Origin of the sequence: Halomonas sp. I1, assembly GCF_032334135.1 — a bacterium.
In the GTDB taxonomy this organism is placed as follows: domain Bacteria; phylum Pseudomonadota; class Gammaproteobacteria; order Pseudomonadales; family Halomonadaceae; genus Halomonas.
Genome location: NZ_JAVXUS010000010.1, coordinates 24,224 through 46,189, shown reverse-complemented (window position 1 = coordinate 46,189; position 21,966 = coordinate 24,224). Strand labels below are relative to the sequence as shown.

Annotated in this window: 18 protein-coding genes; 2 read left to right on the top strand and 16 right to left on the bottom strand. The window is 62.8% G+C overall.

The features are described 5' to 3' along the window. Position 1 precedes the first annotated feature (1 nt). The 11 genes from RSO41_RS11595 to RSO41_RS11545 all read right to left on the bottom strand — a co-directional run bounded on the left by RSO41_RS11595 (position 2) and on the right by RSO41_RS11545 (position 13,476). A complete protein-coding gene (locus RSO41_RS11595; protein ID WP_315619266.1) occupies positions 2-724 on the bottom strand; it encodes a 3'-5' exonuclease in 723 nt (240 codons plus the stop codon). Further along, a complete protein-coding gene (locus RSO41_RS11590; protein WP_315619265.1) occupies positions 725-2,632 on the bottom strand; it encodes a DUF294 nucleotidyltransferase-like domain-containing protein in 1,908 nt (635 codons plus the stop codon). It abuts the gene before it with no gap. A gap of 147 nt (positions 2,633-2,779) precedes the next feature. After that, positions 2,780-3,157 carry a DUF4168 domain-containing protein gene (locus RSO41_RS11585; protein ID WP_315619264.1) on the bottom strand — a complete coding sequence of 126 codons (378 nt, stop codon included), beginning with the start codon at positions 3,155-3,157 and terminating at the stop codon, positions 2,780-2,782. 123 nt (positions 3,158-3,280) lie between these two features. After that, on the bottom strand, positions 3,281-4,147 hold the full coding sequence (gene purU, locus RSO41_RS11580) for a formyltetrahydrofolate deformylase (protein WP_315619263.1): 867 nt from the start codon (positions 4,145-4,147) through the stop codon (positions 3,281-3,283). Positions 4,148-4,216: 69 nt separating this feature from the next. Beyond that, positions 4,217-4,867 carry a sarcosine oxidase subunit gamma gene (locus tag RSO41_RS11575; RefSeq protein WP_315619261.1) on the bottom strand — a complete coding sequence of 217 codons (651 nt, stop codon included), beginning with the start codon at positions 4,865-4,867 and terminating at the stop codon, positions 4,217-4,219. After that, complete coding sequence (locus RSO41_RS11570) at positions 4,860-7,898, bottom strand: sarcosine oxidase subunit alpha family protein (protein WP_315619260.1); 3,039 nt, start codon at positions 7,896-7,898, stop codon at positions 4,860-4,862. Before RSO41_RS11570 ends, RSO41_RS11575 begins: the two co-directional genes overlap by 8 nt. Then, positions 7,895-8,242 carry a sarcosine oxidase subunit delta gene (locus tag RSO41_RS11565; protein ID WP_315619259.1) on the bottom strand — a complete coding sequence of 116 codons (348 nt, stop codon included), beginning with the start codon at positions 8,240-8,242 and terminating at the stop codon, positions 7,895-7,897. Before RSO41_RS11565 ends, RSO41_RS11570 begins: the two co-directional genes overlap by 4 nt. Positions 8,243-8,340: 98 nt before the next feature. Next, positions 8,341-9,591 carry a sarcosine oxidase subunit beta family protein gene (locus RSO41_RS11560; protein ID WP_315619258.1) on the bottom strand — a complete coding sequence of 417 codons (1,251 nt, stop codon included), beginning with the start codon at positions 9,589-9,591 and terminating at the stop codon, positions 8,341-8,343. 45 nt (positions 9,592-9,636) lie between these two features. Then, on the bottom strand, positions 9,637-10,938 hold the full coding sequence (glyA, locus tag RSO41_RS11555) for a serine hydroxymethyltransferase (RefSeq protein ID WP_315619257.1): 1,302 nt from the start codon (positions 10,936-10,938) through the stop codon (positions 9,637-9,639). 299 nt (positions 10,939-11,237) lie between these two features. Next, positions 11,238-12,278, bottom strand: a complete 1,041-nt coding sequence (locus RSO41_RS11550) for a GlxA family transcriptional regulator (protein WP_315619255.1) — start codon at positions 12,276-12,278, stop codon at positions 11,238-11,240. 91 nt (positions 12,279-12,369) lie between these two features. Further along, positions 12,370-13,476 (bottom strand): hybrid-cluster NAD(P)-dependent oxidoreductase, encoded by a 1,107-nt coding sequence (locus RSO41_RS11545; RefSeq protein ID WP_315619254.1) that lies wholly within the window; start codon positions 13,474-13,476, stop codon positions 12,370-12,372. 334 nt (positions 13,477-13,810) lie between these two features. Here RSO41_RS11545 and RSO41_RS11540 point away from each other — a divergent pair, with 334 nt between their 5' ends. Then, on the top strand, positions 13,811-15,094 hold the full coding sequence (locus RSO41_RS11540) for an aromatic ring-hydroxylating dioxygenase subunit alpha (protein WP_315619253.1): 1,284 nt from the start codon (positions 13,811-13,813) through the stop codon (positions 15,092-15,094). Between the two features lie 53 nt (positions 15,095-15,147). Here the strand turns inward: RSO41_RS11540 and RSO41_RS11535 are convergent, their stop codons facing one another. Together RSO41_RS11535 and fdhA are read right to left on the bottom strand one after the other, a co-directional pair. Further along, positions 15,148-15,387, bottom strand: a complete 240-nt coding sequence (locus tag RSO41_RS11535; RefSeq protein WP_315619252.1) for a hypothetical protein — start codon at positions 15,385-15,387, stop codon at positions 15,148-15,150. A gap of 183 nt (positions 15,388-15,570) precedes the next feature. Continuing rightward, positions 15,571-16,764: a formaldehyde dehydrogenase, glutathione-independent gene (fdhA, locus tag RSO41_RS11530; RefSeq protein ID WP_315619251.1), complete on the bottom strand. Its 1,194-nt coding sequence runs from the start codon at positions 16,762-16,764 to the stop codon at positions 15,571-15,573. Between the two features lie 452 nt (positions 16,765-17,216). Here fdhA and RSO41_RS11525 point away from each other — a divergent pair, with 452 nt between their 5' ends. Beyond that, complete coding sequence (locus RSO41_RS11525; protein WP_315619250.1) at positions 17,217-17,735, top strand: invasion associated locus B family protein; 519 nt, start codon at positions 17,217-17,219, stop codon at positions 17,733-17,735. A gap of 158 nt (positions 17,736-17,893) precedes the next feature. Here RSO41_RS11525 and RSO41_RS11520 read toward each other — a convergent pair whose 3' ends face one another. The 3 genes from RSO41_RS11520 to RSO41_RS11510 are packed head-to-tail and all read right to left on the bottom strand — an operon-like array spanning position 17,894 to position 21,925. Next, positions 17,894-18,697, bottom strand: coding sequence for an electron transfer flavoprotein subunit beta (locus RSO41_RS11520; protein WP_315619249.1), 804 nt, complete (start codon positions 18,695-18,697; stop codon positions 17,894-17,896). Further along, on the bottom strand, positions 18,687-19,955 hold the full coding sequence (locus RSO41_RS11515) for an electron transfer flavoprotein subunit alpha/FixB family protein (protein WP_315619248.1): 1,269 nt from the start codon (positions 19,953-19,955) through the stop codon (positions 18,687-18,689). The genes RSO41_RS11520 and RSO41_RS11515 overlap by 11 nt, the downstream gene beginning before the upstream one ends. Beyond that, complete coding sequence (locus tag RSO41_RS11510) at positions 19,955-21,925, bottom strand: (Fe-S)-binding protein (RefSeq protein ID WP_315619247.1); 1,971 nt, start codon at positions 21,923-21,925, stop codon at positions 19,955-19,957. Before RSO41_RS11510 ends, RSO41_RS11515 begins: the two co-directional genes overlap by 1 nt. Positions 21,926-21,966: the final 41 nt, after the last annotated feature.

Here is a 21,966-nt window from a genome sequence, read left to right as displayed (position 1 = left end):
GTCACGTCCAGAGCTGGCCGATCGGCATCTCAGGCTGATAGTGATTGGCAACCTGCGCCTGCAGCAGCTCCGCCGTGGCCAGGGCATCGGTCAGGGCATGGTGCCCCTGATAGAGCGGCAGGCCATAACGAACCCGGCTGTCATAGAGACGAATCGAGGCGGGCGGCCGACCGATCCAGCGCTTGAACCGTGCCAGCCAGGATTGGCGATGAAAGCGTGCTTCCACCGCCATGGTATCGATCACAGGAAACATCAAGCCCTCGCCCAGGCGCGCCTTTATCGAATCATCGAGAAACAATCGCTCGATATGTCGGTAATGCACCACCACCAGGCGACCGGCAAGCGCTTCCAGCACGTCTTCCAGGATATCCCCGAAGTCAGGCGCCCGTTCGATGTCGGTATGCGTAATGTGATGGAAGGTCACCGACTCGGCATGCAACGTGCGCTGCGGCCTGACGATCCAGTAACGTCGCTCGCTCAAGGCAATGCGCCCCAGAGTGAAGGGCACGAGCCCGATGCTGACGATGGCGTGATGACGCGCATCAAGCCCCGTGGTCTCCATGTCCAGCGCCACCATGGGTGTCTCGCCGATTGGTGTATCGGGCGAGGGAGTGCCAGCGGCAAAGAACCGCGCGAGCCGCGGATCACGTGCCCGTTCTGCGTGATGGGCCAGATAGGCGGGCCAGTCGGGGACCTGGGGGCGTCGGGGTACAAGCATCGTCATCTAGCGTGACCTTGACGACGGCATCGGGTAACGAAACTTGAGGAATTTCTGGGCATGGCTCAACGCCTGGAAGGCTTCCTTGAGATTGTGGCGCTCCTCGCTCGACACATTCTCCGGCTCGATGTTGTTGTCCGGTGGCTGCTCATGTTCGAGGTCGATGACCTGGTGGCGAATGCGCGACATCGACATCAGTTCCAGCGAGTAACGCAGTCGGTCGCTGACACCGGGCGCCAGCAGAGAGGTACGATCGATATCGTCGAGGCGCGCGAAACTGTTCTGGGACCGGGAGCCGCAGGCCAGGGCATGAACCCGGATCAGATCGACCAGCGGGGCAGTACCACGGCGCTTGAGGTTGATCGAATTGTTGTGCTTGCCGTCCTTCTCCATCACGAAGGTGCGGAAGAAGCCCAACGGCGGCGTTCGGTTCAGGGCATTGCGAGCCATGGCCGCCAGGAAGAGCGGGCTCTGGGCCGCCTTCTGGGCCACCAGATCCTGAAGCTGCTCGACCAGGACGTTCTCGCCATGCACGCTGTCCAGATCGAAGAAGATCGAGCTGTGCAGCAGCCGTTCGGGGTTGGGATCCGAGATCCACTCGGTGAAGTAGCGCTTCCAGGTCGCCAGCGGCTGGCGCCACTGGTCGTTGGTCGCCATGATGTCGCCCTTGCAGTAGGGATAACCGCATGCGTCCAGGCCATCGCTGACGATACGCGCCATCTCCCGGAAATAATCATCGTGCTGCTCGGGATCGAAGTCATCCGACAGAACCAGCGCATTGTCCTGGTCGGTGACGATCGACTGCTCGTTGCGGGCCATGGAGCCCAGCGCCATGAAGCAATAGGGTACCGGCGGTGGTCCCAACGCCTCCTCTGCCAGTTCCAGCAGGCGCCGCGTGAAGCTGCGACCGATGGTCGACAGGGCACTGCCGACCATGCGCGAATCCGCGCCCTCCTCGACCATCCGCACGAAGGCCCCGCTGACATCCGGTGCCAGGCGCGCCAGCCCCTCCATATTGGGCTGGTGGAAAATGTTGCTGACCAGGTAGAGACTGCTCTGCGTCTCGTAACGGATGATATCCGACAGGTGCACGATGCCCACCGGGCGCCGTCGATGCATGACCGGCAAGTGATGGATATTGTTGCGCAGCATGCACAACATCGCTTCATGGACCGATTCATCGGACTGGACGGCGATCATCTTGTTGACGACCACATCCCCGACCGGCGTGTCCGGCGGACGCCCTTCGGCCACCACCCGAGTACGGAAATCGCTGTCGGTAAGAATGCCTCGTACCTGCCAGGCACGCTCCTCGCTGTCGCGAAAGGTGTAGCGGGGGTTATCGCCAGGCTCGTCCAGGACCAGGACCGCCGACGCCTGGAAGTCGCTGATCTGCCGGGCGGCCTCCTGTACCGTGGTCGAGGCTTCGACCATCACCGGGTAGCGGGTCAGTAATTTGCGTACCCGGGTAATGATCATGTCGTTATTCTTTTTCTGCTGCTCCACGGCACTTTCCAGCCGCGGCCGCTGCAACTCGACGAAATCGGCGAACTCGTCGTCGGCTTCGCAGAGGCGCTGAAACACGTCCTCGGGGATGAAATACAGCAGGGTGTCTTCCATCGCCTTGGCGGGATAGCGGGTCCGATGGTGGCGAAGCAGGCTCAACTGGCCAAAGATATCGCCCTCACCGAGCCGATTGTGCAGCTCCCCCCCTCGCCGGAACACTTCCACCGCACCACTGCGGATATAGCAAAGCTCGTGGAGCTCCTGGTCCAGGGCCAGGATTTCCTCGCCGGCCTTGAAATATGCCACCTCGACACGATCGACCACCTCATCGAGCAGCTCATCGGAAAGCGTCTCGAAGGGCGGGAAACGACCCATGTGCTGGCGAATTTCCAGCAATTCCACATCCATGGACAGGCTCCGAGAGAGAGAGGTAAAACCTAGTCTGAAAGGCTCTTCACATAGTGTAAAGCACCGGTCTTCAACCCTACGAAAATAGGCCACCCGAAGGTGGCCTATTCGCTGGTCCCCGTCGTGACGGGAAGGACGTCATGCCGTTCACTGACTCTGGGTCATGTCCTGAACCTGCTTCATCAGCTCGGGATCCTGCTGGATCGCCTGGCCGATGGAATTGAAGGTCTCCACTTCGAGGCCACTACCTTCGACCGCCTCGATCATCTTGCCGTTGGCTTCTTCACGAATCGCCTGCTGGGCTTCCTCACCCTCGGCCCCCTGCAGCTGCTGGGTATAGTCCTGAGAGATCACCGCGATTTCCTGAGAGGCATCGGCGAACTTCTGCAGTTGCTGATCGGAAAAGTTCTGGGTCTGGGCCTGAGCCTGATCGGTCGTGGCGGTGGACTCCTGAGCCTGGGCAACGCCTGCCATCAACCCGGTGGTCAGTACGGCGGCGGACAGCAAGGTAGTGAATCGTTGCATGAAGATCTCCGGTCATTCATTGGGTGCGTGTTCGTGATTGCGCCCCCCTGTGACGTCCTCCGTCGACACGAGTTCAGATAAAAACGTAACAGTTTGTAACTGCCTTGAAGAGATTCGGGTTCATCAGCGAGTAAACACCACCGTACGCTGATCGTTGAGAAAGACCCGACGCTCGACATGGTAGGCCACCGCCCTTGCCAGGGTCAGGCGTTCGATGTCGCGCCCCTTCTCGACCAGGTCTTCCGGGTAATCGACATGGCTGACCGTCTCCACGCCCTGGGAGATGATCGGCCCCTCATCCAGGTCGTCGTTGATGTAATGGGCCGTGGCACCAACCAGCTTGACGCCTTTGGCGTAAGCCTGGTGATAGGGCCTGGCACCCTTGAAGCCGGGCAGCAGCGAATGGTGAATGTTGATCGCCCGCCCCGCGAGCTTCTCGCACATATCACTGGAGAGCACCTGCATGTAACGCGCCAGGATGACCAGCTCCGCACCGGTCTCCTCGATCACTCGCCAGACCTCGGCTTCCTGCTCGCCCTTGGTCTCCGGTGTGACCGGGAAATGATGGTAGGGCAGGCCGTGCCAGTCGGCTAGCGATTCGAGATCGGGATGATTCGACACGACCGCCCGAATATCGATGGGCAACTGGCCGGTGCGGTAGCGATACAACAGGTCGTTCAGGCAATGATCCGCCTTGGAGACCATGATCACTACCGGCATGCGGCTGTCCGGTGCCGTCAGATCAAATACCATCTCGAACTCCGCCGCCCGGCTCGCGAAACGGGCACGGAAGGCGTCTACATCGAAGTCGGCATCCAGTGGCCGGAACTCGGTACGGATGAAGAAATGCTCGGCCAGGCGATCGTCGAAGGATTGCTGCTCTGTGATATAGCAACGGTTTTCCTTGAGAAAGCGGGTGACCACATCCACCGTACCCAGCCGGCTGGGGCATTGGGCAGTCATGATCCAGGTATCGGCACTACGGCTCATGGCGAAACCTCCTGATAAAAGCGGGCCGGGGCATGCCCCGGCCCTTGGCGACTGACACTCCGCAACGGATCAACGCACGACGCCGATGGCGTATTCTTCCCCGGCATCCAGCAGCCAGCGATAGACGTAATCGGCGAAACTGCGCCGAACCACCAGCTCCCAGCGTGTCTCAGCAGGGCGTCGAAGGATCACTGAGGTCTTGGCGAACACCGTGGTCACGCCCTTGCCTACCGGAAAATGGTGCGGGTGAACATCGTAGATCACCGACTTCATCAGCAACTCGCTGGACGCCGCACCTTCCAGTTCAAGCAGGGTCTGGCCACCGCCGACATTGGTGATGGCGAAATGCGCATCCCCCAGGGCGTCCCGCAGTCGGTTCTCCAACTCGAACTCTTCGCCACCGGGCACGATCAGCAGCCACTCATCGGGTGAGATCCACTGCACGCTGCGTTCGCCGCTGGCGTCGACGACCAACGCCTGGGGCTCCCCGGGCAGTGAGATGTCGAGTACCGCCCGCAACGCCTCGTCAAGGACGATGGCCCCTCCTCGCAGTACCAGGTGACCGAGGAAAGGCCGCTCGCGCACGGTCACGCCACTGTCTTTGCCGGGCGCCGGAGCCCCCGAACGTCGATAGGAGTAGGCCAGCGGCGACTCCACCGGCACCTTGGCCTCGGTACGGGTATCGAAGGTCTTGATCTTGTCATCAACAATGTTAGACATTCTGGCGCTCTCCCTTGGGATCGACGAAGATCGGGCTGACGATCTCGGCCTCATGGACCTGGCCGTCGGCCATCGGTAGATAGACGGTCTCGCCCATCCGCTGCTGACCGCCCTTGACCACGGCCAGGGCGAATCCGCTGTCCAGGGTCGGGCTGTAATAGCTGGATGTCACATGCCCTTTCATGGGCATGGGGATCGCATGCTCAGGATCGAAGACGATCTGTGCACCTTCCTCGAACACCACCTCGGGGTTACGGGGCTTGAGCCCCACCAGTTGCTTGCGATCAGTACGCGCAGTATCGGGGCGCGTCAGGGCACGCTTGCCAATCCACGAGAACGGCTTGTCGTAACCGATCGCCCAGTGCATGCCCAGATCTTCGGGCGTCACGGAACCATCGGTGTCCTGGCCGGCGATGATGAAGCCCTTCTCGGCCCGCAACACGTGCATGGTCTCGGTGCCGTAAGGCGTCAGCTCGTACTTCGCGCCATGGGCGAACAGCGTCTCCCACACATGCAGCGCATAGTTGGCCTGGACGTTGATCTCGTAGGCCAGCTCGCCGGTGAAGGAGATGCGGAACACCCGCGCCGGCACATCGGCCACCCTGCCCTCGCGCCAGTCCATGAACTTGAAGGCCTCCCGGTCGAGATCGATGTCGGTGATCTCGGCCAGCAACTTGCGTGCCTCGGGACCGGTCACGGTCATGGTCGCCCAGTGATCGGTCACCGAGTTGAAGTAGACCTCGAGCTCGGGCCATTCGGTCTGGTGCCACACCTCGAGCCACTCCAACACAGCCGCGGCGCCGCCGGTGCTGGTGGTCATCAGGAAGTGGTTCTCGCCCAGACAGCTGGTGGTGCCGTCGTCCATCACCATGCCGTCGTCCTTGCACATCAGACCGTAGCGCACCCGACCAGGCGCCAGCTTGGCCCACTTGTTGGTGTAGACCCGCCCCAGGAACTCGCGAGCATCCGGACCTTGGATGTCGATCTTGCCGAGCGTCGAGGCATCGAGAATGCCGACCTTCTCCCGCACCGCACGACACTCCCGGGCCACCGCCTCGCGCATGGTTTCCATGCGGCCTTCAACGCGACGCGGGAAGTACCAGGGGCGCTTCCATTGACCGACATCCTCGAACTCGGCGCCATGTTCCACATGCCACTGGTGCATGGCGGTGTAGCGCTCGGGATCGAACAGCTCGCGGCAGTGGCGACCGACAACGGCACCAAAGGTCACCGGCGTATAGTTGGGCCGGAATACCGTGGTGCCAACTTCGGGGATAGAACGCCCCAGAAAGCGCGCGGCGATGGCCATGCCATTGATATTACCGAGCTTGCCCTGGTCGGTACCGAAGCCCATGGCGGTATAGCGCTTGACGTGCTCGATGGACTCGAAGCCTTCGCGAGTCGCTACCTCAATGGCGGCGGCGGTCACGTCATTCTGCAGGTCGACGAACTGCTTCGGCCCGCGCAGGGTCGGCTTCTCGTGCGGCACCTGATACAGCGCGGCCGCCTCGCTCTCCTGCCGTGCTTCGACATGCGGCAGGTGCGCCTCGGAGGCGTCGAAACCGGTTTCCCCGGCCGCCCGAGCGCCTGAGGTCCAGCCGTCAGCCAGCACGTCCGACGTGGCATAGACGCCCTGGGCACCACCAGTGGCCAGTACCCCATCCACCAGATTGGGCACGAAGCCCAGGATGTCATCGCGCCAGGCGGGACGAGCTCCGGTGTGCGACGCCAGGTGAATGACCGGGCTATAGCCGCCGGAGCTGGCAATGGTGTCGCATTCCAGCGATTCGGCCTCGCCGACGACCCGGAAGTCCTCGAGGTCCACTCGCGCTACCCGAGCACCGGTGACGCGATTCTGCCCTCGCGCCTCGAGCACCGCCGCGCCGGGAATGATGCGAATCCCCTTGGCTCGGGCCTGCTCGACCAGTTCCCCGACGGGCTCGGGACGCGCATCGGCAATAGCCACCACCTCGCGTCCGCTTTCCGCCCAGTCGAGCGCAGCGCGATAAGCATGATCATTGCTGGTGGAAAGCACCAGCTTGTTGCCCGGAACCACCCCATAGCGGCGGATATAGCTGGAGACAGCGCCGGCCTGCAGGTTGCCCGGTACATCATTGTTGCCGTAGACCAGCGGACGCTCATGGGCGCCGGTGGCCAGCACCACCCGTCCGGCCCGGACGCGATGCAGGCGAGATCGCGCCTGTCGGCGACCGTTATCGCGTGGCGCCGTTTCGCCCAGGTGCTCGGTACGCCGCTCGTGCAGGGTCACGAAATTGTGGTCGTGATAACCGTTGGCGGTAGTACGCGGCAACAGCAGCACGTTGTCGAGCCCGGCAAGCTCTTCGACTACCTCGGCTACCCACTGCTCCGCCGGCCGCTCATCGAGCAGCTCGCGGGAATCGAGCAACGAGCCACCCATCTCCTCCTGCTCGTCGGCCAGGATGACACGGGCACCGCTGCGACCGGCCGCCAGCGCTGCCGAAAGCCCTGCCGGTCCGGCGCCGATCACCAGCACATCGCAGTGGCGATTGAGGTGATCATAGATGTCCGGGTCCTTTTCCATCGGGCTGCGCCCAAGCCCGGCGCTCTTGCGGATGTATTTCTCGTAGGTCATCCACATCGAGGCCGGCGCCATGAAGGTCTTGTAGTAGAACCCCGGCGGCATGAACTGGCCGCCCAGCTTGCCGATCACGCCCATCAGGTCGCGTTGCACATTGGGCCAGCCGTTGGTGCTGCGCGCCTCGAGGCCATCGAACAAGGCCTGTTGCGTGGCCCGCACATTGGGCACCTGGGCCGCCTCGGTCGAGCCAAGCTGAACGACCGCATTGGGCTCCTCGGCGCCGGCGGCGACGATGCCCCGAGGCCGGGAATACTTGAAGCTGCGGTTGACGATATCCACGCCATTGGCCAGCAGGGCCGAGGCCAGGGTATCGCCGGGATGCCCCCGGTAGGACTTGCCGTTGAAGGTGAAGCTCAGCTCACGGGAGCGGTCAATGCGCCCGCCCTGGGCGAGTCGGTTGGACTGGCTCATGCGCGGACTCCTTCTTGTTTCTCGGCGGTTTCAGCCTCGGCCGCAGCCCTGTCGTCACGGGGCTCAGCCGTGATGGACGGCGCTTCCCCCATCTTGTACGTCTCGAGGATCTCGTAGGTCGCCGTGTTGCGGGTGATGTTGAAGAACTTGCGGCAGCCCACGGCGTGCACCCACATCTCATGGTGGATACCACGCGGATTGTGGCGGAAGAACAGGTAATCGCCCCACTCCTCGTCGCTGCACGTCTCGGGATCCTCCGGACGCACGATATGGGCCTCGCCCTTCGGGTGGAACTCTTCTTCTTCCCGATGCTCGCCGCAATAGGGGCAATAGATATAAAACATGTCTTTTCCTCCATCACTCAGGATGAAAGCAAAATGGTTGTTCTGCGCTCACTGGTGCTGAACGACAGTCCTCGGGCACAGACCGTTTTCGTCAGCGCCTAGTGGGCCACACCGGCAGCACCGTGCTCATCGATCAAGGCTCCGGTATTGAAGCGATCGATGGAGAACGGCGCGGCAAGCGGATGCATCTCCCCCTTGGCGAGGCTGGCGGCGAAGACATGGGCCGAGCCTGGCGTGGCCTTGAAGCCCCCGGTTCCCCAGCCGCAGTTGAAGTAGAGCCCCTTCACCTTGGTCTTGGAAATCAGCGGGCAGGCATCCGGGCAGGTGTCGACGATGCCGCCCCACTGCCGATTCATGCGTACCCTGGAGAAGATCGGGAACATCTCGACGACGGCCTGCAGAGTATGCTCCACGGTCGGGTAACTGCCGCGCTGTCCATAACCGTTGTAGCCATCGATGCCGGCACCGATGACCAGGTCGCCCTTGTCCGACTGGCTGATATAGCCATGCACATGATTGGACATCACCACGGTATCGAGCACCGGCTTGAGCGGCTCGGAGACCAGCGCCTGCAGCGGGTGCGATTCCAGCGGCAGCTTGAGCCCTGCCATCTTCGCCAGTACCCCGGAGTTGCCGGCGGCCACGCAGCCAACGGTCTTGGCCTCGATGTCACCGCGATTGGTGTGCACGCCGTAGACCTGGCCATCGCGAATCTTGAAGCCGGTGACCTCGGTCTGCTGCAGGATGTCAACGCCGAGCGCATCGGCACCACGGGCATAGCCCCAGGCCACGGCATCGTGGCGCGCCACCCCGGCGCGGGGCTGCCAGGAGGCGCCCATCACCGGATACCGGGCGTTTTTGGAGCAGTCCATGATCGGCACCAGCTCCTGCACGCCCTTGGCGTCGAGCACCTCGCCATCGATGCCGTTCAACCGATTGGCGTTGACCCGGCGCTGGATATCGCGCATGTCCTGCAGGGTGTGCCCGAGGTTGAGCACGCCGCGCTGGGAGAACATGACGTTGTAGTTGAGGTCCTGGGACAGCCCTTCCCAGCGCTTCATGGAATGCTCGTAGAGCGCGGCGGCCTCGTCCCACAGATAGTTGGACCGCACGATGGTGGTATTGCGCGCCGTGTTGCCGCCACCCAGCCAGCCCTTCTCGATCACCGCCACATTGCGGATACCGAACTCCTTGGCCAGATAGTAGGCGGTACCCAGGCCATGACCGCCCCCACCGACGATGATCACATCATAGGCCTTCTTGGGCGTGGGGTTGCGCCACTGGCGCTGCCAGTTCTTGTGGTGGCTCAGTGCATGCTTGACCAGCCCGAAGCCTGAATAACGTTGCATGGAATCTCTCCTACTGGATTCCCGCCCTGACGAGCGGGAAGGGCTTCACGCGATGGACGCAGTATCGGTTTGGCTTTCCCGGGGAGTGCCATACACCGGATGACGAGCGCACAGCCCGGCGACCTTGTCACGTACCTCGGCCTCGATCTCGGTGGTGTCCTCTTCCCTGGCCAGCACATCGAGGATGTCGCAGATCCAGCCAGCCAGAGCCTCGCAATCCGCCTGATCGAAGCCCCGGGTGGTCACCGCCGGGGTGCCGATACGCAGGCCCGAGGTCACGAAGGGGCTCTGGGGATCGTTGGGTACTGCATTCTTGTTGACAGTGATATGGGCGCGCCCCAGAGCGGCATCAGCGTCCTTGCCGGTCACGCCGAGCTTGATCAGCGATACCAGAAAGAGATGATCGTCGGTGCCACCGGAGACCACATCGCAGCCGCGCTCGATGAAGATCTCGGCCATGGCGCGGGCGTTGTCGATGACCCGTGCCTGATACCGCACGAAGTCCTGGCTCATGGCCTCGCGGAAGGCCACGGCCTTGGCGGCGATGACATGCATCAGCGGGCCACCCTGCTGGCCAGGGAAGACCGCGCCGTTGAGCTTCTTGTAGAGCGCTTCGTCGCCGCTGGCGGACAGGATCAAGCCGCCACGGGGACCACGCAGGGTCTTGTGGGTCGTGGTGGTCACGACATGGGCGTGGGGCAGCGGGCTCGGATAATGCCCCGCGGCGACCAGGCCGGCGACATGCGCCATGTCGACCAGCAGCCAGGCGCCCACGGCATCGGCGATGTCACGGAAGCGACGCCAGTTGATGACCCGCGAGTAGGCCGAGAAACCGGCAATGATCAGCTTGGGCTGGTGCTCGTGGGCCAGACGCTCGACTTCCTCGTAGTCGATCTCGCCGGTGTCGGGGTTCAGGCCATACTGCACGGCGTGGTAATACTTGCCGGAGAAGTTCGGCGCGGCCCCGTGGGTCAGGTGGCCGCCGTGAGCCAGGCTCATGCCCAGTACGGTGTCGCCCGGTGATACCAGCGCCATGAAGGCCGCAGCATTGGCCTGGGCGCCGGAGTGCGGCTGGACGTTGGCATAGTCGGCACCGAACAGGGCACAGGCACGCTCGATGGCCAGCTTCTCGACCACATCGACGTGTTCGCAGCCGCCATAATAGCGCTTGCCGGGATACCCTTCGGCATACTTGTTGGTCAGTTGGGTTCCCTGCGCCGCCATGACCTGCGGACTGGCATAGTTTTCCGAGGCGATGAGCTCGATATGCGCTTCCTGTCGCACCACTTCGTCGGCGATGGCAGCGGCGATCTGCGGATCGGTCTGGGTAAGGTTATTGTCGTTCATGGCATCACCTGTAGGTTGACTTCACAACATCAAGAAAACGTGGACCGCACGGCATTCTGGAAACGACACCGTCATCGTTGCGCAAGACAGTCGAACCGTGGCCCGAATTCCTTGGTGCCATTAATAGCCAACCCTGGCGACGGGCGATTGAATATATGCGACAACTTTAGCGCCATATTCGCGACTAAAGCCATAAGATGCTGTTATTGTTTATTTTTCTCATAACCGAATATTTGAATGCATCCACCATGGCGCAACATCTCGTGGTGATGTCACCTATCCGCCCCGATGCAACGGCGTCACGGCTCGCAGGCAGGGTGCGACTCGATATGCAGGAAGAAGGGATCGACCCGGGTCGCTTCGCGTCCCGAGGCTGTCTTGCGCACCATGGAGGGAGTAGAGCCGAAGGCGTCACGGAAGTGGCGGGAAAAGTGGGCCGTATCGGAGAAGCCACAGCGTTCACCGATCTCGGTGACGCTCTTGGCGGTATAGTGCAGCAGCCAGAGACCGTAGCGTAACCGCAGATCACGGGCGAACTTCTGTGGCCCGATGCCGAGTTCGTCACGGAACTTGCGCTCGATGTTGCGTCTCGACGTCCCCACCCGGTGGGCCAGCTCATCCACCGTGATCGCCTCGCCGAGATGCTGTTCGATGATACCGATGGCGCGTCGTACCACCCTGTCCTCGACCTTGTCGAAGACGACCGGCTGGGGCTGGGGGTGGTCGCCGCGACGCGCCTCGTCGATGAGCATGATATGCAGGCTCTTCATGGCCCAGGCCTTGCCCAGGTGACGCTCCACCAGATAGGCCGCCAGATCGGCGGCGGCAGTACCACCGGCACACGTCAACCGCTTGCCGTCATCGACGAACAGACGATCCGCCACTGGTTCGATGTCGGGAAAGCGCCGTGTCAGATCGCCATGGTGATACCAACTGACACAGCAGCGTCGCCCGCCCATCACGCCCGCCTTGATCAGCGCGAAGACACCGGTACAGACCCCGATGAGCGGCACGCCCGCCCGAGCCGCCCGACGCAGGTAGGCAATCGCCGTTTCGTCTACATCATCATGTTCGTCCTGCACGCCCCCGATGGTCACGATATAATCGAACTCGGTCGGTTCGCGAAAGGCCGTACAGGGTGTTACCGCCGCCCCGCAGCTGGAGATGGCATCCTGGCCGGCACTGGTCATGAAGACCCAGTGACAACGCAACTGACGACTGCGATCGCCCTCGTCCGCCGCCAGTCGCAGGCAATCGACGAAGGCCGCGAAGGGCAGCATGGTGAAGCGGCGCAACAGCACGAAGCCGACCGAGAGCGGCGGTGCGGAGGAGTCGGTCATGATGGCCTCTTGAACGATACGACCGGGCACCTTGCAGTGCCCCGGTCGCTGGACGATGGCGCAACCCCCTTGGCCAGGGGCCGGGGCTGCCCTAGAAGTCTACCACCACATTCCCCAGAGGCTTGCTGCAGCAGGAGAGAATGTAGCCTTCTTCGATGTCCTCGTCGGTGATGCCACCGTTGTGCTCCATCTCGACCTGGCCTCCGGACAAGCCGACCCGGCAGGTCCCGCAGATCCCCATGCCGCATGCCTTGGGGATGTGCAGGCCAAGCTTGGAAGCAGCGGCATGCACGGTCTCGCTGGGCAGAATCTTCACACTCTTGCCGGTGGAGCTGAACTCGACGGTGACCATGTCGGAGGCATCGACCTCTTCCGCTTCGGCCTCGGCCTGCTCGACATTTTCGATGACCTCTTCCTGCACCTCCATGGGCGTGGCGCCGAAGGACTCCTCATGATAGTGGTCCATGTTGAAGCCATTGGCCTTCAACAACTGCTTGACGGCATTCATGTAGGGGGTGGGACCGCAGCAGAAGATCTCCCGGTCCATGAAGTCCGGCGCCATCAGCTCGAGCATCGACTGATTCAGGTAACCGCGAAATCCTGACCAGGCCTCACCCAGCTCGTCGCCCCGCTCGCAGACGATATGCAACTTGAATTCAGGAATCCGCGAGAAGATATGCTCCAGCTCACGATGAAAGATCAGATCCCGGGGCGTACGCGCGCTGTGCACGAACTGCAGGTCGACGGCAGCATTGGTGTCGAACAGCCAGCGCACCATGGACATCAGCGGTGTGATACCGACGCCGCCCGACAGCATCAACACCTTGTCGGTCGGATAGTCGATGATGTTGAAGTTGCCCACCGGCCCATGCACCGCCAGTTCGTCGTTGATGCCCAGGTTGTCGTGCAGCCAGTTGGACACCACGCCACCCGGCATGCGCTTGACCGTGATCGAGAAGCTGTAGGGAACCGACGGTGAACTGGAAATGGTATAGGAGCGCATGATCGGCTCGCCATTGATCTCCAGTTCCAGAGTGACGAACTGCCCGGGCTTGAAGAAGAACATGACCGGCTGTTCGGCCATGAAACAGAAGGTGCGGGTATCCCAGGTTTCCTGGATCACCTTGACGCAACGCACCAGATGGCGGCCATTGGTCCAGGTCTGGGTGGTGACGGGGTTGAGAAAGTTCATGGTCATCGTCGCGTCGCCTAATGCTGCAGCATGGAGGTGTCCGACCGCGGTTCCCGCCTGCCGTTGAGCGAATTCTGCGCAGCCCCGCCCCTGTTGACTTGCCTGTCAGCGACACGGGCATATCCGTGGCATCCAGAGACGTCAATTTTTCTGATACCCGGCGTCGTAACTGCATCGCCCGGCGTCGTCGATGGACATCCCTCGCCAACGGCAGTGTTCCAAACTCGCTGCCAATGCGCCACGACCCATACCCTGGCGCGGCCCACTTGACCCTGACCGGCTCCTCCCAACCCACAATCCCGAGGCCACGCGAGTGGTCCTGCAATGAGGAAGTGCTTCCATGGATTCCCTGTCCTTCGCCCGTCTGGATGATCCCCTGGCTCCCGCCCGCGACGCCACGGCCGACATGCTGGCCCAACGTCGTCGTCACTTCTCGTTGCCGCAACCGTTCTATAACGACGAACGACTGTTCCAACTGGATATTCAGGAAATCTTCGAAAAAGAATGGCTGTTCGCCGGCTTGACCTGCGAGATTCCCGCCAAGGGCAACTTCATCACCCTGGAAGTCGGCGATAACCCGGTGGTCATCGTGCGCGGCAACAACGGCCAGGTACATGCGTTCCATAACGTCTGCCGGCATCGTGGATCGCGGCTATGCCTGCAGGACAAGGGCAAGGTCGCCAAGCTGGTCTGCCCCTACCACCAGTGGACCTACGAACTCGACGGGCGACTGCTGTTCGCCGGCACCGACATGGGGACGGACTTCGACCTCTCCGCCTATGGCCTGAAACCCATCAATGTCAGGACCGCCGGCGGTTACATCTTCGTCAACCTGGCGGAACAACCGCCGGCCATCGATGAACTACTGGAGACCCTCGAGCATTACCTGGACCTCTACGACATGGACAACGTCAAGGTGGCCGCGGAGTCCAGCATCGTCGAGCAGGCAAACTGGAAGCTGGTGATCGAGAACAACCGCGAATGCTATCACTGCAACGGCGCACACCCGGAATTGCTCAACTCGCTGCAGGAGTTCGATGACAGCGAGGACCCTCGTGCCACCCCAGCCTACAAGGAACTGGTCGCGCGCAAGCAGGGAGAGTGGCAGGCCATGGGCGTACCCTGGCAGCTCAAGCGGATCGGCCGACGCAACCGCCTGACTCGCACCCCGTTACTGAATGGCACCGTTTCCATGACCATGGATGGCCAGCAGGCCTGCCGGAAGCTGATGGGACGACTGCCGAGTCCCGATCTCGGCGTTCTGCGTCTCCTCCACCTGCCCAATTCCTGGAATCACTTCATGGGCGATCATGCCGTGGTCTTCCGTGTCCTGCCGCTGGGGCCGCAGAAAACAGTCGTGACCACCAAGTGGCTGGTGCACAAGGATGCCGTCGAGGGCGTCGATTACGATCCCGACCAGATGCGTCGCGTCTGGGACGCCACCAATGACCAGGATCGCCGGCTCGCCGAAGAGAACCAGCGCGGGATCAACTCTCGCGCCTACGAACCGGGCCCTTACTCGGAAACCTTCGAATTCGGCGTGATCGACTTCGTCGACTGGTACAGCGAACGCATGCTGGAAAACCTCGGCCAGACATCCCACCTGACCCTGGCCCGGGGCTGAACACGACCGGACGGGCACGCCGGCCCGACTTGCAGGGCCGGCTCCGTACGGAATCAGCGCAACCCGGGCAACAGAAAACGCTCGATGGCCGCCCTCACCGAGGGCAACAGCACGTCCGACTTGTCCATCATCTCGCGTACCAGCTCCTGAAGCCCGGGCACCCCCACTTCCATATGCTTGAGCAGTGCCATCCGTGCACAGGTCTCGGGACAGGCATGCTCGGGGATGCGAACCCCCAGCGCGACCAGCCGGTCGCGAAAGTCATCCCCATCGATCAGCTCAACGATCATCATCGCGTCATCCTCCCTTCGGTCATCGCCGCATCGACGTATTCCGGCACAACGCTGGGCCACGATGCGCGTGACGCTTGCTCTTGACGAAGATTGGCACCGTCCCGAGGGACAGGCAATGCCAAAAGAGGTCCACCCGGAAAACCGGGTGGACCTCGTCGAGCCACCACCTGGTCGCCTTCGACCTCAGGCAGCGACACTGCCATGAGGATCCAGGACGAATTTCTTCGCCGCGCCACCGTCGAAGTCGGCATACCCCTTGGGCGCCTCATCCAGGGTGATCATCTGGACATTGACCGCATCAGCGATCTTGACCTTGTCGAACAGAATCGCCTGCATCAGAGGTCGGTGATATTTCATGACCGGGCACTGCCCGGTATGGAAGGAATGGGATTTCGCCCAGCCCTGGCCGAAGCGCATGCTCAGAGCGCCTTGCTTGGCGGCTTCGTCAGCGGCTCCAGGGTCTTCGGTCACATACAGGCCCGGAATGCCGATCTGCCCACCGGCACGGGTCAGCGACATGGCTGAGTTAAGCACGGTCGCGGGCGCCTCCTTGCCATGGTTACAGCCACAGGCGTGGGCCTCGAAACCGACACAGTCGACGAAGGCATCAACCTCGCGCTCGCCCAGAATCACCTCGATCTTGTCGGCCATGTCACCATCCTGGGTCAGGTCGATCGTCTCGCAGCCGAAGCTGCGGGCCTGTGCCAGACGCTCCTCGATCATGTCACCGACGATGACGCAGGCCGCGCCCAGCAGCTGCGCGGATACCGCCGCGGCCAGACCGACCGGGCCGGCACCGGCGATGTAGACGGTGCTGCCGGGGCCTACGCCAGCGGTGACACAACCATGGAAGCCGGTAGGGAAGATATCGGACAACAAGGTCAGGTCACGGATCTTCTCCATCGCCTGATCGGCATCCGGGAATTTCAGCAGGTTGAAGTCGGCATAGGGCACCATGACATAGTCGGTCTGGCCTCCGGACCAGCCGCCCATGTCGACGTAACCGTAGGCGGCACCGGGACGAGCCGGATTGACGTTGAGACAGATACCGGTCTGCCCTTCCTTGCAGTTTCGGCAGCGACCGCAGGCGATATTGAAGGGTACCGAGACCAGGTCGCCCGGCTTGATGAACTCGACATCGCGCCCAGCTTCAATGACGATTCCCGTGATCTCGTGGCCGAGAACCAGCCCTTCGGGGGCCGTGGTGCGGCCTCGTACCATGTGCTGGTCACTGCCACAGATATTGGTGGTCACGACCTTGAGAATCACGCCGTGCTGGCATTTGCGATTGCCAAGCGCAAGTTCCGGGTAGGGAATCGACTCGACGGCGACTTTCCCTGGCCCCTTGTAGACGACACCGCGGTTGGCTGTGCTCATGGTTATCTTCCTTCGGCTTGTTGTGAGAGGCGGAAGCTCCGCATCTCGACCATAGCTCCTCCACGGAAGCGCACTGTTCCCAGCGAGTCACTGCCATGTCAAAACAAGACATCCACCATGGCGCTTTGACGCACTATTCGCCTGCCCTGCCCTGGGCCGCGCGCCGAAAGGCAGGGGCCATGACCGTCAACGACACCGACGGATGTCTCGACGCCACCCATTGGCAATTTTCCCTTGTTCAACGGACTTTGGTTGCCCGGCACGGGGCCATTGATTTACAAAGAGTCTCGAGATGATGAGTGGTGCGTTTCCGGTCATGGAAAGGGCATGGAACCAGCCCGTTACGGGAAGCCACCGACATCGCTTCCTGGCGAACTCGCCACGGAGATGATAGTCATGTTGAACTACCTACAGCGATACGGACTCGCTGTCACCACAGGAGATTGCCATATATGTTTGACCGCCTCGCGCCGCGCCTCTGCCTCGCCGCCCTGCTTGCACTGCTGACCTTTGCCCCCCAGGCCTTCGCCCAGCAGCAGCCGACGGGCAATGCCAACGTCAATACCCAGCAGTTCCAGGATTGGCAGGTGATCTGCCCGCAGGATGCCAGTCAGGGCCCCTGCACCATGAATCAGGTCATCACCAACACCGAAAACGACCAGCCGATGATGCGTGTCGTCATCGCCAACCCCCCCCAGGTCGACGACCCGGTGATGACCTTCCTGCTGCCGCTGGGGGTTCGCCTGGCGCCGGGCCTTCAGCTCAGCGTCGATAACGGCGAGCCGGTTCAGTTCCCTTATCAAGTCTGCCAGCAGCAGGGCTGCCGCGCCGATGTGCCGCTCCAGTCCTCGCTGTTGCAAAGCCTGCGAGGCGGCACCACGGCGACCCTGAGCCTGATCGCACCCACCGGTCAGCGCATGGATCTGAATATCTCGTTGATGGGCTTCACCGACGCCATGGCTCAGATCTGATATCGATCCGGATGTCATGAAACGAGAACGGCGGCCCTCTGCAGGCCGCCGTTTTCGTGTCGGGAAGACTTCCATGATCCCGATACCACCTGGTCAACGGCACCAGGTTTACCAAGCTTCGGGCCCCGGATCATGAAAGTCCCGGCATGCTCGTGTTGTCAGCGCAGTACCTCTTCCTCACGCAGCAACTTCAATATCGCCTCGGCGCCCTGCTCCGGCGTCACATCCGTCAACACCTGGCCGCCACCGCCTTCGGCCTTGGCCGCCGCAGCCTTAAAGCGGTCCCGCGCCGATGCCGCCTTGACGATCTTCAGGCGTTTGGGACGCTTGCGGGCCGGCTGCACCTGCCATTCGGCCCATTCCTCGTCATGACAGACCGGTCCGGCGAGCACCTCGAACGTCCCGCGTCGCGCCGGCCCATAGGCACTCTGGCGCGGCGCGGGAGCCGCACCCTCGACAGTGACAATGGCCGGCAACCGCACTTTCAAGCGCCGCCGCTGGCCTCTCGGCAAGGCCTGCAGCAGCGTCGCCACCCCATTCTCGACACCTTCCACCGCTGCCAGACCACTCACCAGAGGCCAGCCGAGCCGTTCGGCCAGCAGATAGGGCAACAACCCTGACCCTTCGCCCCGTTCGGCACGCTCTCCGGTGATCACCAGCTGCGGCGACGATGCATCCAGGGCTTCGGCCAGGGCAGGCAACACATCGGCACCCTGCGGCTGCTCGAGCAATGACAGTTCCGAGAACCCCATGCCCAGATAGCCACGCAATGCTGCCTCACTGGCTTCTGCCTGCTCACCGGCATGCAGCAGTTGCACCCTGGCGCTCCCCAGCGAACGCGCCAGCTCGACCCCTCGAGCATCCTGATCGGCACGCCTTGCCCGGCCGGTCACCGGATGACGCCCGATGGATACCAGCACCGTCACGTCCAGCTCCGGCGTCATGGTTGTGTCAGGCCGCATTGCGTTTCTCCTCTCGCGCTTGTTTCACCAGGGACACCAATGCCTCGAGTATCCGGGCCGAGTCCCCGATCACCGCCAGATCGGCGCGCTTGATCATGTCACATCCCGGATCCATGTTGATCGCCACCACTTTCTCGCAGGTCTGGATGCCCTGCAGATGCTGAATGGCGCCACTGATACCAACGGCCACATAGACCCGGGCGCTGACCCAAGTGCCAGTGGCCCCGACCTGACGGTCGCGCGCCATGAAGCCGTCATCCACGGCTACCCGAGACGCGCCTTCGGTGGCCCCCAGTACCTCGGCAGCATGATGGTACCCTTCCCAGTCCTTGACTCCATTGCCGGCAGAAAGAATGAACTCGGCCTCGGACAAGGCAACGCCGGATGGGTCGACGGCGACCTGCCCGAGATCTTCGATGCGTGACAGCGTCGACGGCAACGGCTGTGGCAAGGTCAGTTCTGCGGCAGCATGGCGGGTATCGCTGACCGGCTCGGCACATTCGGCCAGGGCCAGTGCAACCCGCGGCAAGGGACGCTGAATATCCAGGGACTCTGCCGCGCCACGCGCGATGCAACGCCAGCCCGACGACACCTCGGCATCCGCCTCGACCTGCCAGACGCCCGTCGCTGGCCGCTCGCCCAGACGTGCCGCCAGGCGTCGGCCCAGCTCGCCACCGCCCAGACTGGAGTCCGGCAACAGCCAATGGCGAGGTGACCACGACTGTTCGGCCTGCGCCAGGGCGACCAGTCGGGCTTCGGGCGAGTAGCCTGCCATCTCGGGCGAGTCGAGACACAGCAGGCGGTCGATGCCCGCCTCACCGAAATTCGCTTCCTTGTGCGGGCCGAAGATGATGGCTACCACGACGCCCCGAGCATCCGGATCCGCATCGGCAAGGCGGCGCGCCAACCCGAGCAGGTCACGGTCATGGCCGCTCAGGCGACCACCGGCCATGTCGGGTACTACCATCACCGAGAAGGCGGGGTCATCAATCTCGACCCACGGTTTCTGGACAGCGGCCGAGGCCGATGTGCCGGCATTGGCCACGCCCTGCTGCGCACCACTCCGATCGATCCGCCTTAGACCATTGGGGCCGATGAAACCCACCGCATGGGGATTACGACGGAGCACGCCGTTTGGCCCCATCCATTCGCTGGCCGCCCCCTGGCCCAGCTCTGCCAACACCTCCAGATGCTGAGGGTGAAGACGGTTCCGGGCGATCCATTCCTGGCGCGGGTCGCGCCGCCTGATATCACTCATCACGCTACCTCCTCGGCCAGCGGCTGCTGAGCCAATGCGGGGCCGGGTGCGCTGGACGGCGCGCTGTCGACCAGCGCTTCCGCCACCAGCTCGGCGATATCGCGAACGTCGGCATCGCTGTCGACAACGCCTTCCAGCATGGCCGTGCACTGCGGGCAACCGACGGCGACCAGATCGGCACCGGTTTCCTGGACGTCCCCCATGCGCATGTCGGGAATCCGTTGCTTGCCGGGCACATCGGTGATCGGGGCACCACCACCACCGCCGCAGCAGCGCGAGCGGAAGCCGGAGCGTTGCATCTCGGCGACTTCGATGCCCAGCGCCTTGAGCACATTGCGCGGTGCCTCGAATTCGCCGTTATAGCGCCCGAGATAACAGGGATCGTGATAGGTCACCCGGCCCCCTTTCCAGGCACGAAACGCGAGACGCCCGGCATCATACAGTTCGGCAATGAAGGTGCTGTGATGGGAAACGGCATAGTCGCCCCCCAGTTCACCGTACTCGTTGCCCAGCACATGGAAACTGTGGGGGTCGCAGGTGACGATGCGCTCAAAGCGATACTTCGACAGCGTGGCAATGTTGCGGCGGGCCAGCGACTGAAAGGTCGCCTCATCGCCCAACCGACGCGCCACGTCACCGCTGTCCCGCTCTTCGTCGCCCAGCACCGCGAAGTCGACACCGGCAGCACGCAACACCTTGACCAGGGCACGCAGGGTCCGCTGGTTACGCATGTCATAGGCACCATCGCCCAACCACAGCAACACCTCGGCCTGGCCCTGCTGTGCCATCAACGGCAGTTCCAGATCAGCAGCCCAGTGCATTCGAGCGCCGGGATCAAAGCCACCGGGGTTGTCGGTGGCGATCAGGTTGTCGAGCACCTCGGCACCCTTGCCGGGGGTCTGACCATGCTCCAGCGTCAGGAAACGCCGCATGTCGACGATGGCATCGACGTGCTCGATCATCATCGGACACTCCTCGACGCAGGCTCGGCAGGTGGTACAGGACCATAGCGTCTCGGCATCGACCAGTGCCTTGCCTTCCCGGGCCACGATCGGGCCATGCGGCGAGCCCTGGTGCTCACCCACCGGGCGATCCGGATAGGGGCTACCGGCATATCGAGCGTCGCTGCCGCCGGCCAGTCCCACCACCATATCCTGAATCAGTTTCTTGGGGTTGAGCGGCTGGCCGGCGGCAAAGGCTGGACACACCGCCTCGCAGCGGCCGCACTGCACGCAGGCATCGAAACCGAGCAACTGGTTCCAGGTGAAGTCGCTGGGCGTCTCGACCCCCAGGGTGGCGTTCTCGTCGTCCAGGTCCAGGGCCTTGAGACCCGTGGAGCGGTTGCCTTCCCCGAAGCGCTCGGCGCGTCGGTGGAAGGCCAGGTGCAGGGCGCCGGCGAAGGCGTGCTTCATCGGGCCGCCCCAGGCCATGCCGAAGACCATCTCGCCCAGCCCCCAGACCAGCACGGCGGACAACAGGATGGCCAGGATCCAGTGTCCAAAGTCTTCCGGCAATATGCCGACCGTCGGCAAGGTGATCAGGAAGACGCTCAGCGAGAAGGCCATCAGGCTCTTGGGCAGACGCATCCACGGGCCCCTGGAAAGCCGGGACGGTGGATGGCGACGACGGCGCGCCACGAAAAGACTGCCGACGAACATGGTGGCGCTGGCCAGCAGCAACGGCCAACCAAGCACGCCTTGGGCCAGCCCCAGCCCATGGACCAGGACCATCAGCACGGCGGCGGCGACGAAACCGCCGGCAGTGGCCACATGGGTGTTGGACATGACCTTGTCCCGCGCCACGACATGGTGCAGATCCACCAGGTAGCGACGCGGCATGGCGGCAAGTCCCTTGAACAGGTCGACCCGTGCGGGCCGTCCCTGGCGCCACAGGCGGACGCGCCGCCCGGCGCCGATCACCGCCAACGCAATCGCGGCGAAGATCAGTATCGGAAGTAAGGTATCGAGCATGGTACTCACCTCTCCTCAATGAGGAGCTGTAAGCCTTAAGC